Genomic DNA, 13,797 nt, shown 5'->3' on the forward strand with positions numbered 1-13,797 from the left:
ATGTTTAAAAAAAAACCCGAAAAAAATAAGGCAATAGCGATGATATCATTAGTGAATAATATATCTGAAAAGGATGTTTTGAATATGCTTTTTAAGATCAGAGCATTGCCTTCAAATAACCACGAAATTAAAGGTATTATTTTACGTATTTCGAGCTCTGGAGGGAGTTTAGGTGCAGCAGAAAGTTTAGTTGAGGGTTTGCGGTTTGTTAAGCAAGAATTGCATATTCCAGTTATTGGACTTGTAACGGATAGTGCATTGTCGTCCGCTTTTTATGTCGCAATGTCATGTGACAAGGTAGTAGCCTCACCTTCATCTCTTATTGGAAATGTTGGTGCTATTTATAGGAAATTTAATATATCTTCTCTCCTAGAGCAACTTGGGGTTGAATATGAAGTAGTAAGTAGCGGAAACGAAAAAGACTCTTTAAATTACTTTTCTATTAATAAAGGTGCAGATAGTTCTATCGCAGATGTTATTAAAAGTAACCATGATAACTTTCTAGATAATATAAAACGGTTTAGGTCTCTTGATGACCACAGGTTAAAATGTTTAGAAAATGGAGAAGTTATAAACGCAAAGCAAGGCTTTGATTTAGGGTACATAGACCATTTAGGGGGCTTGTTTTCTGCAATTGAACTTTTGTGTGAACTAGTAAAAGAAGATTCATTACAAATAATTTCCTTGGATACTTCATTATCTCAAACTAACAGCATAAATATATTTAAAAGACTTTTGAGTGGTGTTATAAGTGACTAAATTTATAATTTTATTTGTTACATTATTTTCTGTATTTTTATTGAGAGCTAGTGAGGGCTATATTGAATATAAAAATATCATCGAAGCAACTTCAATGGATTTATTCTTGGAGCAAGACTTAAGCCAGTTTAATAAGCTTGCTTTCAAAATAAGATTAACCCCAGAAGACACCTCTCTAAAAAAAAATGAATTACAGCTTACTTTAAAAGGAGCTGGCTGGGAACAGACATTTCTAGCTGATCATAACGGCAATATCGGAATGGAAATTTCAAAAAAGCTTTATGTTCAAAACCCGAAAGCATATTTAAATAAAACAGGTAAAGGTAGAGTACATATTGGTTTGGATATATTGATCAAAAATGATAAATCAAGTTTACTGCGTAGCAAGGAAGTTACTGATGCTATTGCTCAGTATAATCAAGCGATATCAGAAGCTGGCTTTATGGTTAAATTGATGGCACCCAAGCTCAACAAGGTAAGGCTCAGATTAGTTGATGAGGGGGTTTGTACAATAAGTTACTCAGAGATACATCCTCAAAGACTTGTTAGTGAAAAAGATCATTACATTGATATCGATAGCTTTGAGATTATAACGGAAGTTGGATGTTCTAAAGGTTTTTATGCGGTATATTTAGAAACCTAATAGCGGGATAATAAAATATAAGGAAGCAAGCGGGGTCAAATTTTGACTTCAGACATTAAAGCCTTCGATGTCTGCTCATGGCACTTTGCAGATTAAACCTAATCTATCGAGTTAAATGAAAATTTAACGAAATATGAGTCAGGTGAGTTAAAGCAAGTACAGGCATAACTATCTGTAGTTTTATTAAATTGATGATTTACGCCAAACATTTTTGTTATTGCTTTCCCGGTGATTACTTAGCGGTTAAGTGTGTAGTGGTACAGTGATGTTTACGGTTACTGCATTTCCTTTTGGTTTTAAGTGTTTATTTCTGTTTTTATTTACCTAAATATTGTCTTACTTAGGTTTTGGCTGAGTTTTAGCACGGTAGTAATAGCAGTAATAAACTGTTAAATAACGGTAGGAAAAATACTTTATTATAGTGAATGTAGGTTCCTACCCTGTTGTGAATTTTATGTATAATGTTACTTAAAATATAAGGATTTAAGCAGTGGGATCAAAATGCTAATACAGCTTATTATTGGAACATTTGTTATTTGTGGCACGGTGCTAATACAAGCAATGTTTATTGGTGTTTTGTCTAAAGTGCTGGCTAATATTAACAATTGGTTACTAAATGGCTCAAAAACTCTAAAGATGATTTTAGTCGTCACGGCAATGGTAATTTGGTTGGTAGGAGGCTTAACGGCGAGTGCGTGGTTATGGGCTGCTATATTTTTAATTTTTGATGTTTTTAGCGAATTAGAGTCCGCACTTTACTTTTCGGTTGTTACCTTTACAACACTTGGTTATGGCGATGTTGTGTTGGGCACTCAATGGCGGCTGCTTGGCAGTTTAACGGCTGTAAATGGGTTAATAATTGTAGGGCTTAATACGGCTTTTTTAATGGAAGCTATTTCTCAAATAAGAAAAGTTCAATCTAAAAAGCCAAGTTAAATGCTCTCTATTGCAATATATAAAAACTCTCTAGTTAAAGCTGGGAAGTTTATTGTGTTATGAATTTATAAACCTAAGCTTTAACTTTGGCTTATAAATTCACTTTTACTAAAGCAATGCATAATTAATGGCTATTGCAACGTAATTCCTTGCTCTAACAGGTAATTTTGAGCCTCGTCAGTATGGGGTTTAAATGCCTTCCAACGCCCAATGGCTTTGTTGTTTAGCGGTTGGCGTACTTGCACTTTACTGGCAGTAGATACCGGTGCGGTGTTTAAGTGAAAGTCTATACACTGTTCTTGCCACTCTAAATCACAAAAGCTGACTAACTCTTTTATTTGCTGCTCGGGCTGTGCGACTAATTCTTCGTATTTCACAATTTTTATATTGCTGTGCAGGGTGCTGAAGTGCTGTATGAGTTTATAAAAACGGCTATAAAATTTAGCAGTGTCGAGTAGGTCTAGCGAATACGCGTAGTAAGGGTTGTTAATAGTAAATAGTTGGCGGTAGTTACCAATACAGGTGTCCATTGGGTCGCGCAGCATGCAAATAATTTTAGCGTTTGGCAGTGCTTTAGTGATTAAGTCGATATAAAAAAAGTTAAACGGGAGTTTATCTATAAAATGTTTATGGCTACCGGTAGTAACGCGGGTGGCGTTTAAATATGTTGAGCCAAGCTGATTAAAATCAAGTTCATACGCTTTAGTGAGTGTTTGCATGTCGAGCACGTTAGGTGTGGGTGTGTTGCTTAATCTTTTTACGCTTAGGCCGAAGTCTTGTAATTCACCGGCTGACTGCACGTCACTGTGGCTCGATAATATTCTCTCAACTAATGTGGTACCAGAGCGGGGCATACCTAATACAAAAATAGGCTCAGCGGTGGGATTGCCGTTTACTTGTTGGTTTTTGTGTTTAGCACTGAGTTGTTTTATATGTTCAAACAACGCATTTGACGATGCGTTATCAAACGGGGTAAGTGCATGCTTTGCTGCTTTACCTTGTTGTAACGCGGTAAAGGCGTCAGAAAATGCGCCAATATCTTGGTATTCTTTTGCCAGTGCATGGCCTATGTGTAATTTAGCATCAGGGTGTGAAACCTGCTCAAACACTTGCTTTAACCGTGTAATATTATTTTTTTGCTTTGTTACTTTAGTTAAATCACTGAGTGCAAAGTGGCTTTGATGATGAAGCGGGTTAAGTGCAATGGCATGTCCAAACGCGGTGTGTGCTTTGTCAAATAGGCCCAAAAACTTGGCGCTTACTGCAAAGTTGTAATAAAACTGGGGTTGAGGTTGTTGTTTGGCATTGGCTAATGTGAGTGCACATTCAAAATAATGTAAAGCGTGTTCGTGTAGGCCTGCTTGCGTAAGTGCAACGCCTAGAGTATCGGCGTCGAGTGCTTTTTTTATTTGTGTAATAGGCACCGACAGCGCTACATTCTTTGCTTTTTTTAAGTCACCGGTAAGCGCATAACATTTTGCCAGTTGAGCAGTATATTCAATGCTAGAGCCAAGTGTTAAGGCTTTTTCGATTAGCTTGATGGCTTTATAAATTTGCCCTACTTGCAAGTTAACCATTGCCAGTAAAAAATAGCCGTCGGCAAAGTCAGGTTTATGCGAAACCAGTTCAACTAAGCTTTTGTGGGCAAGTTGTACTTTGCCTTCGTTTAAATATTTAATAGCGCTTTGATGGAGTTGTTTTAAATTTGGCTGCATTTTTTATTTGTATTGTTTAGTTACGCGTTAATAAAGAAAAAAGGCCCAAATAAATTTGAGCCTTTTGATTGTACTTAAACTTAACGGTTAATTATATTTCAAACTTATAATTAAATTTAATGCCTACCGTTAATGGACGGTTGATAAAGTAACCATAGTTACGTTGTATATCAGTTCTATTTGCTGAGGTAATATCGGCATCTGAACGGCGAACAGACGTAACGGCGTATTTATTAAATACGTTGTCTACGTAAACGGTCGCTGACCACTCATCGGCGGTTAGTTTAGCTGAAATATTGCTTAAGCTATAACCTGGTAATGTTTCACCGTTATCGCGTAAACCAACACGAGAAATTACATCGCTTTGTGCGGTAATACCGTAGTTAATATCAAGCGTTTTGTCGTTAAACACATCGGTCTGATAGTTTACACCCATTGAAAACTGGTGCTCAGACGAGCCTGGTAAACGGTCGCCATCTTCTGCACCATCTGTTCCGTCTGAATTAAATAAGAATGGTGCGTCTGATGTTAACTCTGCTTTTGTGTATGCATATGTAGAATACACAGAGAATGAGTCAGATAAAATTGCACGCGACGATATTTCAATACCTTTCGCATTGGCTGAACCGGCATTAGACAAGTACGGTAGTTGGCCTACCTCAGTTGCACCGGCAACTTGTGCGTCGTCCCAATCTATATTAAATAATGCAGCGTTAAAGTGTAAACGGCTTCTTAACCATGTGCTTTTAAAACCAAGCTCGTAGTTAGTTGTTGTATCTGCATCGTAAAGCATTTCACTTGGGTTACCACAACCCGCTTGGTTAGCTGGTAATGGATCAGGACAAGGTGCTAAACCATTTGAACCACCAATTCTGAAGCCTTCACTTATTGTTGCGTAACCCATTACTGAATTAGTAAATTGATACTTGGCGTTAAATTTAAATAGGCTGCCGTTGTCGCTTGCTTCATTTTGTTCAAAGTTAAGTGTTACTTCGTCTGGGCCTGCGCCGCCGAATAAGGTATTAAATAATGGAAAATCGACCGCTGACTCAGACTCAACATCGTACTTGTAAAAACGAGCGCCTACAGTAATATCGAGTTTGTCGGTAACTTGGTAGCCAATTTCACCAAATAAAGCCGATTCTGTTATTTCAACGCGGTCAATTGAGTAGTACTCAAGTTGATCTGGACGAGATTGATCTGCGCCAAAATTTTCTACTGCAAAGTCGCCAAAGCCTGGCGTGTATTCTTGGCTAGACGCATCGCTTTCAATTTTGTTGTAAAAGCCACCTACAATCCAGTTAATGTCACTGTCGTTTTGTGATACTAAACGAATTTCTTGTGTGAACGTATCTTGCTCTTCAATTTCACGTGTGAACGATGAAAACGCAGGAAATTCTTCGTAGCCGTAATCAAGGCGAATAAGTAAATCGGTTTGGTCACGTTGGCCGTCTGCATCAAAATTCGAAATACCTGTTGCCGATACTAATTCAGCAAAACCTAGGTCTGCTTTTAACTCTAAGCTTAGTAGTTGGTTTTCTTTTTCACGTGGCTCTTCGTAGCGGTAACCTGACTCGTATTCACCAATTAAATCACTAAGACCGTTATCGGCACTTAATGTATTGTAATGAACAATTGAACGACCTTCGCTGTCTTGATTTTGGTAAAAGTAGTTAAGTGTACCTTCAAATGTTTCGCTTGGTTTAAAGCGAACAGAAATACGCCCTGTAGTGGTTGATTCACCGTTGGCGTCTTCTACATTTTTAAGGTTGTTGTTAACTGCTGCGCTGTCGGTCCAATCTGGGTCAGGTAACGATACGCCCGGCTCACGCACTACGTAACCATAGTCAATAAAACCTGGGTCTTCGTAAATGTTTAAGCTAGCACGAACGGCAAGTGTGTCTTCAATTAATGGTAAGTTAAATATGAATCCACCTTCACCGCCAATAGAGTCGCTTTCTTGTGTTTGCGATAAATTGCCGAATACTTCAAGTGATGTGAAATCAAGCTCAGGCTCTTTAAGCATGTAACGAATAGCACCACCTAATGTACCTGCACCGTACAGCGTACCTTGTGGCCCAATAAGAACTTCTACGCGCTCTACGTCGACTAGGCGCATATCAATGGCGACTGGGATCTCGTTAATGTAAGTTGCAACGGTGCCACCGTCTGATGATGGACCTGAAGAGTTTGTGTTTAAACCACGTACAATAATAGGTGAACCAGAACGACCACCTTGATCGGTAATTGTTAAACCAGGTACCCAACGTGCTACATCGGCGAGCTCGCTGATGTTTTGGTCTTTCATTATGTCGGCATCAAGCGCTGTAATGTTAAGCGGTGCGTTTTGCACTGAGCCGCTACGTCGTGTTGCTGTTACTTCAATAACTTCAAGTGATTTGTCTTTTGCGGCTTCTTGCTCTTGGGCAAACGCAGTATTTGGAAGTAAAAAAGCGCTAGATAGGGCGCCCGACATAGCCAAGGTTAACAAGCTTGGTTTAAACATAAAAATGATCCCTAGTTCAAAGATTTAACATAAGTAAAGTACAGTGAATATGATATCAGTCACAATCGAATCAGGGAATGTATAAATTGAATTAAAATTCACTTTTTTAGAATAAAAAAGGGTTGGGTGAGTGTGGTTTGTTGGGTTTGTTAAATTTATCACCCATTTATTATTAGCTTTACCCGTGCAAGGTACAATTAATGTACGGTTTTAATTTTTGTGAATATTTGAATGACTATTCATCCTTTTTTGTATGCTTGGATTTTGGTGGTGTTAATTTTTTGTAAGTTTATTTGGTTGGGCAGGAGCCATTTATTTTTTAGTAAGTTGTAGCGGTTTAAAAAAAGTTTTACCTCCCCATAACCTACTTTTAAATAAAGGTTTTTATATGACTAAATGGGCGAATGTGTTTATTAGTTCGTACACTCAATTTAATTTTTAATTCGTATGCATCAAGGATCTGTTATGAGCCAGCTTTTTTCGCCGTTATCTTTGGGTAAGCTCAGTTTACCTAACCGCATTATTATTGCACCTATGTGCCAATATTCAGCTATTAATGGTGAGGCAACTGATTGGCATACTATTCATTTAGGTCAACTGAGTTTAAGTGGAGCCGGTTTACTTATTATGGAAGCGACGGCTGTAAGCCCTGAGGGGCGAATAAGCTATGGTGATTTAGGTCTGTGGAATAATGAAACCCAACAAGCATTAGGTAAAACTTTAAACACGGTTAGGCAATATAGTGACATGCCTATAGGTATTCAGCTTGCGCATGCAGGGCGTAAAGCGTCAACCGGTAAACCTTGGGACGACGTAGGTGCTATTTCACCTAGCGATAAAAATGGTTGGCAGACTATTGCGCCATCAGCACAGGCTTATGATGAGCATTCGTTTGAACCTGTTGCAATGAGTAAAGCAGATATAGCGCAATTAATTGCGGACTTTGCAAGCGCTGCTAAACGCGCCGACGAGCTAGGCCTTGATCTGATCGAATTACATGGTGCTCATGGGTATTTGTTGCATCAGTTTTTATCACCTTTGAGTAATAAGCGTGACGATGAATATGGAGGCAGTTTACAAAACCGTATGCGCATTGTAATGGAGGTTTTTAAAGCGGTGCGCGCTGAGTTTAATGTTAATAAACCCGTGGGTATTCGAATCTCAGCGACTGACTGGGTTGAGGGTGGTTGGGATTTAGAGCAATCAATAGCGCTTGCTAAAGCGCTTGATGAGCTTGGTTGTGATTTTATTCATGTAAGTACAGCGGGTTTAAGCCCTTTACAGCAAATACCTGTTGAGCCTTGCTTTCAAGTGCCTTTTGCTACTGCAATAAAACAGGCCGTTAATATGCCGGTTATTGCGGTGGGTTTAATTACCGAAGCGCAACAAGCAGAAAATATTTTAAGCGAGCACAAAGCGGATGCAGTGGCTTTAGCTAGAGGTATTTTATATAACCCACATTGGCCATGGCATGCAGCAGCTGAATTGGGTGCAACAGTTAACGCACCTAAGCAATATTTACGTTCAAGCCCCCATGGAAAGCCTTCGCCCATAAAGTGACCTAATAAAAAACCTCAGTCTCTTGAGGTTTTATTTAATTAATTTTGAGAATGCCATGTCTAATTTAAGCGCAGACCCTGTGCAGATCAGCCGTACTCTTGTAAGCGTTATTGCACTATGTTGCGGCTTAATTGTTGCCAACATTTACTATGCGCAACCTATTATAGAATTGTTAGCCCCAGATGTGGGCTTAAGTGCACACAGTGCCAGCTTTATTGTGTCTTTAACTCAAATTGGCTATGCCATTGGTTTATTTTTTTTAGTGCCGTTAGCCGACTTAGTTGAAAATAAACGGTTAATGTTAATTACTCTGTGTATTACATTTTTTAGCTTAATTGGACTGGGGGTTGTTCAAACACCAAATACAATGCTGTTTTTGTGTTTGCTAGTGGGGGCAAGCTCGGTATCGGTGCAGGTACTTATTCCGTTGGCGGCGCATTTATCGTCAGACGAAAAGCGGGGGCAAGTTTTAGGTAATATTATGGCGGGGCTGTTGTTGGGTATTTTGTTAGCAAGACCTGTAGCCAGCATAATTGCTGATCATTTTGGCTGGCGTGCCGTGTTCTTTTTTGCCGCGGGATGCATGGTATTTATTGCTTTAGTTATTCACTTTGCTATACCCACAAGGTTGCCAACGCATAACACACGTTACTTTGCTTTATTACGATCGTTAAAGTCGCTGGTAATAAGTCAACCTGTGCTTCGTCAACGTGCTTTTTATCAAGGGCTAATGTTTGCGTCGTTTAGCTTGTTTTGGACGGCAGTGCCTGTTGTGCTTGCCAGAGAATATGGTTTTTCGCAAACTCAAATAGCATTGTTTGCTTTAGTAGGCGCAGCCGGTGCTGTTGCAGCGCCTATTGTTGGGCGTTTAGCTGACAAAGGCTATACCTACGAAATGTCGTTATTAGCCAAAGTGATTGCATTAGCGTGTTTTTTGCCCAGCTTATTTGATTTACCAAACGGCATTATCATATTGGCGCTAACCGGTGTTTTAATTGATTTTGCAGTGCAAGCCAATATGGTACTTGGCCAACGGGTAATCTATTCGCTAGAGCCACAAAGTCGTGCTCGGCTTAACGCCATTTACATGACCAGTATATTTTTGGGCGGTGCTGTTGGGTCATTAATTGCTAGCTCATTATATGAGTTTGGCGGGTGGGAAAGTATAGCTTTAGTTGCGGCTGCAATGCCGCTTATTGCGTTAATAGGATTTTTTTATTCTTCTAAAAAAGAAAAACAAAAAGCACATACAGCTTAACAAAAAAGCCATCGTGGTTGATGGCTTTTGGTTTAGGCTACTTTTTTGATTCACCAGAAAAAGAGCTTCCTGCCGAGGCTATTATTACTAATAAAATGGCTAACCACTGCCAGAGTGTGAGTAGCTCGCCTAAAATAACAAAGGCAGCAAGTGATGCAATGGCAGGTTCAAGGCTCATCATTATGCTAAAGCCTTGAGAAGGCATATTACGCAGTGCCACCATCTCTAACGTGTAGGGTAACGCACTTGATAAAACTGCAATACCAATCCCCAGAGGAATAACTTCCCATGTGAATGCGCTCGCTTGCATAATGCCTCCGTAGGGCACAAGCACAATGGCCGCAACGGTCATACCTAGGGCAACCGTTGCACCACCTGAGCTTTGCATTCCGGTTTTTTTACCAAACAATATATAGCCAGCCCAACATGCACCTGCTGCTAAAGCTAAAATAACACCAACAGGATCTAAGCTCTCTTCACCGCTCATATCGGGCAATAAAAGTAATATACCGGCAATGGCGCAGGCAACCCAAAATAAATCGCGTTTACGGCGAGAGCTAAATAAAGCAACGGCAAGGGGGCCAGTAAACTCCAGTGCGACACCAATACCCAAGGGTATGCGCTCAATAGCGTAGTAAAACAGAATGTTCATTCCACCTAAGCTTAAACCATAAACCACAATAGCTAAGCGGTTTCCTCTGGCAGGTATATGTTTCCATGGTTTAAATACTAAACATAATATAAGTGCAGAAAAACCAAGCCTAAGCGCGGTCGTCCCTTCGGGGCCAACAATTGGGAATAGTTGCTTTGCAAACGACGCACCCGATTGAATGGTCATCATGGCAATTAATAAGCAAACAGTTGCTAATATGAAGTCTTTGGTACTTGATTGCATTGTTGTCCCTAATTTAAAGCACTGTTAATAGGGGTTAATAAATTTCCACTATTTAAGATGCAATGGCTATATTTTGTGGCGGGATAATATCTGCTTTTAGTGCGATTGGTAAGTGTTTGCGATTAAAAAATAGGTGTGGCTGTTTAGAGTAAGACCTAATGAAGGGCAACATACTAGCAAACAGGTGTTTGCTAGTATGTTTAAACTTAGTGAGCGCTTTTATTAACGAGACCGTCCAAAGAGTAAAGACCGCGTTTTTCGTCATTTTTACGTTTTATTTCTTCTAGAGCACGCGCTTCTACAGCGTCAAACAATGCATTAATTAATCGGTTGAAGTGTTTATGCATGGCCGCACGGGCTGTACTTGCGTCATGTGCTTTAAGTGCCGTGTAAATAGCGGTGTGCTCATCCATCACACATTCGTTGTTATTAGTACAAACACTACTGTAATCAGCGACAATTTGTGGGTTTTTTAATCGTAAATCCCACAAATTAGAAACAGCAAATTCAAGCGCTTTATTGCGTGTTGCTCTGGCAATTATTTCATGGAATTCTCGGTCTGCTTGCTCTACATAAAGCCCTTTTTCCATTACTATTAGCGTTTGATTTAGCTGCTCAAGTTCTTCTTCTGTAATACTTTGAGCGGCAAGTGCTGCAATTTCGCCTTCGATGAGTGCGCGGGCCTGAGTTAATTCAAATGCGCTGATCTCTTTTGATTTTATAGAGGCATTTTTTTGTTCAACAACATAAACACCCGAACCGGTTTTAACTTCAACCCGTCCACGTACTTCTAATGCAATAATTGCTTCTCGAATTGTTGGGCGACTTACGTCAAACATTTCTGCAAGTTCACGCTCAGGAGGTAAACGACTCCCAGCAGTAAACTCACCTTGATTTATTAAAGACTCTATTTTATCAACAATGCGCCAAAATAAGCGACGATTACCCATATTGTACCTTCATACCCTAAGGAATATTGACCATTTAGGTCTAAAAATTTATATCATTTATTAACCGACAAGGTTACCCCAAACCTCACTAATATGTCAAAATTCTAGCGCTATGATTTGGTTATAAAACAATATTGTTTGTTGGTTTAATTCGTGTAATACCAATTTAGTTTAAAATTAAAAAAATTGGCCAGCTTGATTGGTTATGTTTTTGTGTGTTAGTTTTGATTTACGCCGTTAAAATAAGTAATGGCTGTTTTCTGATGAAGATTGATTAATAGCTCTATTGTCAGTCAGTAATTGGTAAATACTTTAGGTCATTATATCAAATTGATTGCCCACGGATGGGGATCGTTGTTGTAATGTGCGTAAGTAAAATTGTGTAGTTAGTATAGTGATTTGCATTTCCCCATGGGCGTTAACTGTCGTTGGTTAACGCCCATATACAACTTACCTCAGTCAAGGGCTAAATTAATGTGTTTTATCGTTTGGATAAATCACACCTAATTGTTTACGAGCTTCGTCAAGTACATTCATAACATCTAATGACAACGCGAAGGTGTTTACATCAGATTCCCACTGTTTTTTTTCTATGAGTTGCATAAAGTGAGCAACTTCAAACTTCATAAAATGCTTATCAAATTGTTCAGATATAATTTCTGATTCGCCATTGTTAGCAATAAACTCTACTTTTTTGAGTTGCGATACGGCTTCAATACGCATTCTGCCAAGTTCACCTTGTATTTCTGTTATGTTGTCACCTTGCGATATTTTTGAGTAGCTAATCACAGCTTGCTTATTTGAATAATTAAGCAGTACATCGCCTGCGCCATCAACACCGGTATCTAGTAATACGCCACTTGCATTTACACTATGCGGCGCGCCCCAAAGTGCAATTAACAAGTAAAGAGGGTATATACCTAAATCGACCAAAGCACCGTTGGCAAATTCAGGTAAAAAGGTGTTAGGGCGCTCCCCATTTTTGTACTTATCGTAACGAGATGAATATTGACTGTATTGACCAATGTACTTTCGAGGAGTGCCTATTCTGCTAAGTGCTTGCTTTAACAATGTGAAGTTAGGTAAATGGGTGGTCATCATTGCTTCCATGTATAAGCACTGGTTTTGCTTGGCGGTGGCTATGATTTCTTCTAGTTCTTGGCTATTGGCTGCGGACGGCTTTTCACCGAGTACATGTTTACCTGCGTTTAAACACCTAACCGCATACTGTTTGTGCAAGCTGTTGGGCGCGGCTATATAAACTGCGTCAACGCATTCGTCTTGGCAAACTTGTTCAATACTGGTAAACGTTTTTGCATGTGTATTTTGCGGGTGCTTTGCTAAAAATGCTTCGCCGCTTGAAAGCGCGCGAGAGCAAACCCCGTATAAATTAAAATCAGCGAGAGTATTAGCAGCGTCAAGTAATGTGTCGCTGATAAAATTAGTACCTACAATTACAAAGTTCATACTCATTCCTTAGAATTATGTTTATTTAAGTTTATCATTTTTTTAGCTCTGTATGCTCGCGGAGAATAACCAAACCAACGTTTTACACTGGCGCTAAGTGTTGCTTGTTCTTGATAACCTAATAGCTCTGAGATGGTTGAAATACTGTAATGGTTTTGCGCCAAATAGTGCGCAGCTAATGAGCGCCGGGTTGAGTCTTTTAGTTTTACAAAGCTTGTGTTGTGTTTATTTAACTCTCTGTGCAATGTTCTTGGGTGCATACCCAGCGCTGCTGCTATGGTTTCGTTTGTGCATTGATATATTGGCAACATGGGCCTAATTAACGCGCTTACTTGAGTTGGCAGGGATTGATTTTGCTGTTCGCTTTGAGCTAAAAACTGCAGCGCGGCAGGTACTTTATCGTACTGGGGTTGTGCAATTGATAATGCTAAATCTGTTTTTAAAATAACAATACCGGCACTATTTCTATTGTGCGTGACTTTGCAGCCAAAGTAAGTGTTGTATGCGCGGGTATTAGTAAGTTGCTTTTGAGGTAAAAATACCGCTTGTGGTTTACAGGTGTTATTACTTATTTTTTTTATTACTCCCATGGCGAGGCCGATAGTTAGTTCTAAAACCTGGGTTGTTTTAGGTAATGGGTTTAAGTTTATTTGAAATGATAAAAAGAGTGTTTTATCAGCCTCTAACGGATGAATAGTTAAACTTAAAGCGGGAGTGTGTAGGTGCAAATATTTAATAACCCAGTTGAGGGCGTCACCTAAATTAGTGCTACTTTTTGCTGCTATAGCAATAGGGCCAAGTATATCAAAGCTCTGCTTATTGGCTAGTTGCAGCCCAAAGCTTGGGCAGTTGAGCGTGTGTGCACAATGCTCAAGGAGTTCGGCGTAAGTACTATAGGGCAAGTATTGTTGCTCTAAGTTATTAAAGCAAATGTTAAGGCCAAGCTGTGTCATTATTTGTGATATGTCAGCGCCTAAGCTCTTAACAAGCGAGTCTATCCCCTGTAGTGATGTGGCCTTAATAAAATTTTTCATGCATTACTCCAGCAACTTGGTGTCTAAAAATATCAAGTTTTGATGTGTTTTTCTATGCAGTATTAATAAGGTAT

General features: G+C 39.4%; 11 protein-coding genes. 5 read left to right on the top strand and 6 right to left on the bottom strand.

Annotated elements, in window-relative coordinates; all coding sequences use genetic code 11:
- The 3 genes from CWB65_RS00530 (at position 1) to CWB65_RS00540 (ending at position 2,338) form a co-directional block, all read left to right on the top strand.
- Positions 1 to 759: a S49 family peptidase gene (locus CWB65_RS00530; RefSeq protein ID WP_138739582.1), complete on the top strand. Its 759-nt coding sequence runs from the start codon at positions 1 to 3 to the stop codon at positions 757 to 759.
- Positions 752 to 1,402 (top strand): hypothetical protein, encoded by a 651-nt coding sequence (locus tag CWB65_RS00535; RefSeq protein WP_138739583.1) that lies wholly within the window; start codon positions 752 to 754, stop codon positions 1,400 to 1,402. The genes CWB65_RS00530 and CWB65_RS00535 overlap by 8 nt, the downstream gene beginning before the upstream one ends.
- A 501-nt stretch (positions 1,403 to 1,903) precedes the next feature.
- Positions 1,904 to 2,338: a potassium channel family protein gene (locus CWB65_RS00540; RefSeq protein WP_138739584.1), complete on the top strand. Its 435-nt coding sequence runs from the start codon at positions 1,904 to 1,906 to the stop codon at positions 2,336 to 2,338.
- Positions 2,339 to 2,469: 131 nt separating this feature from the next.
- Here CWB65_RS00540 and CWB65_RS00545 read toward each other — a convergent pair whose 3' ends face one another.
- Both CWB65_RS00545 and CWB65_RS00550 read right to left on the bottom strand, forming a co-directional pair.
- Positions 2,470 to 4,053, bottom strand: coding sequence for a tetratricopeptide repeat-containing sulfotransferase family protein (locus CWB65_RS00545; RefSeq protein WP_138739585.1), 1,584 nt, complete (start codon positions 4,051 to 4,053; stop codon positions 2,470 to 2,472).
- 91 nt (positions 4,054 to 4,144) lie between these two features.
- Positions 4,145 to 6,559 (bottom strand): TonB-dependent receptor, encoded by a 2,415-nt coding sequence (locus CWB65_RS00550; protein ID WP_138739586.1) that lies wholly within the window; start codon positions 6,557 to 6,559, stop codon positions 4,145 to 4,147.
- A gap of 465 nt (positions 6,560 to 7,024) precedes the next feature.
- Here CWB65_RS00550 and CWB65_RS00555 point away from each other — a divergent pair, with 465 nt between their 5' ends.
- Positions 7,025 to 8,119: an NADH:flavin oxidoreductase/NADH oxidase gene (locus tag CWB65_RS00555; RefSeq protein ID WP_138739587.1), complete on the top strand. Its 1,095-nt coding sequence runs from the start codon at positions 7,025 to 7,027 to the stop codon at positions 8,117 to 8,119.
- Between the two features lie 55 nt (positions 8,120 to 8,174).
- Positions 8,175 to 9,377 carry an MFS transporter gene (locus tag CWB65_RS00560; protein WP_138739588.1) on the top strand — a complete coding sequence of 401 codons (1,203 nt, stop codon included), beginning with the start codon at positions 8,175 to 8,177 and terminating at the stop codon, positions 9,375 to 9,377.
- Between the two features lie 37 nt (positions 9,378 to 9,414).
- Here the strand turns inward: CWB65_RS00560 and CWB65_RS00565 are convergent, their stop codons facing one another.
- The 4 genes from CWB65_RS00565 to CWB65_RS00580 all read right to left on the bottom strand — a co-directional run bounded on the left by CWB65_RS00565 (position 9,415) and on the right by CWB65_RS00580 (position 13,723).
- A complete protein-coding gene (locus CWB65_RS00565) occupies positions 9,415 to 10,272 on the bottom strand; it encodes an EamA family transporter (protein WP_138739589.1) in 858 nt (285 codons plus the stop codon).
- 206 nt (positions 10,273 to 10,478) lie between these two features.
- On the bottom strand, positions 10,479 to 11,222 hold the full coding sequence (locus tag CWB65_RS00570; protein ID WP_138739590.1) for a FadR/GntR family transcriptional regulator: 744 nt from the start codon (positions 11,220 to 11,222) through the stop codon (positions 10,479 to 10,481).
- A gap of 471 nt (positions 11,223 to 11,693) precedes the next feature.
- Complete coding sequence (locus CWB65_RS00575; RefSeq protein ID WP_138739591.1) at positions 11,694 to 12,689, bottom strand: Gfo/Idh/MocA family protein; 996 nt, start codon at positions 12,687 to 12,689, stop codon at positions 11,694 to 11,696.
- 2 nt (positions 12,690 to 12,691) lie between these two features.
- Positions 12,692 to 13,723, bottom strand: a complete 1,032-nt coding sequence (locus CWB65_RS00580; RefSeq protein WP_008129710.1) for an AraC family transcriptional regulator — start codon at positions 13,721 to 13,723, stop codon at positions 12,692 to 12,694.
- Positions 13,724 to 13,797 lie beyond the last annotated feature (74 nt).

It is taken from the genome of Pseudoalteromonas sp. S554 (genome assembly GCF_005930865.1).
Classification (GTDB): Bacteria; Pseudomonadota; Gammaproteobacteria; order Enterobacterales; family Alteromonadaceae; genus Pseudoalteromonas; species Pseudoalteromonas marina.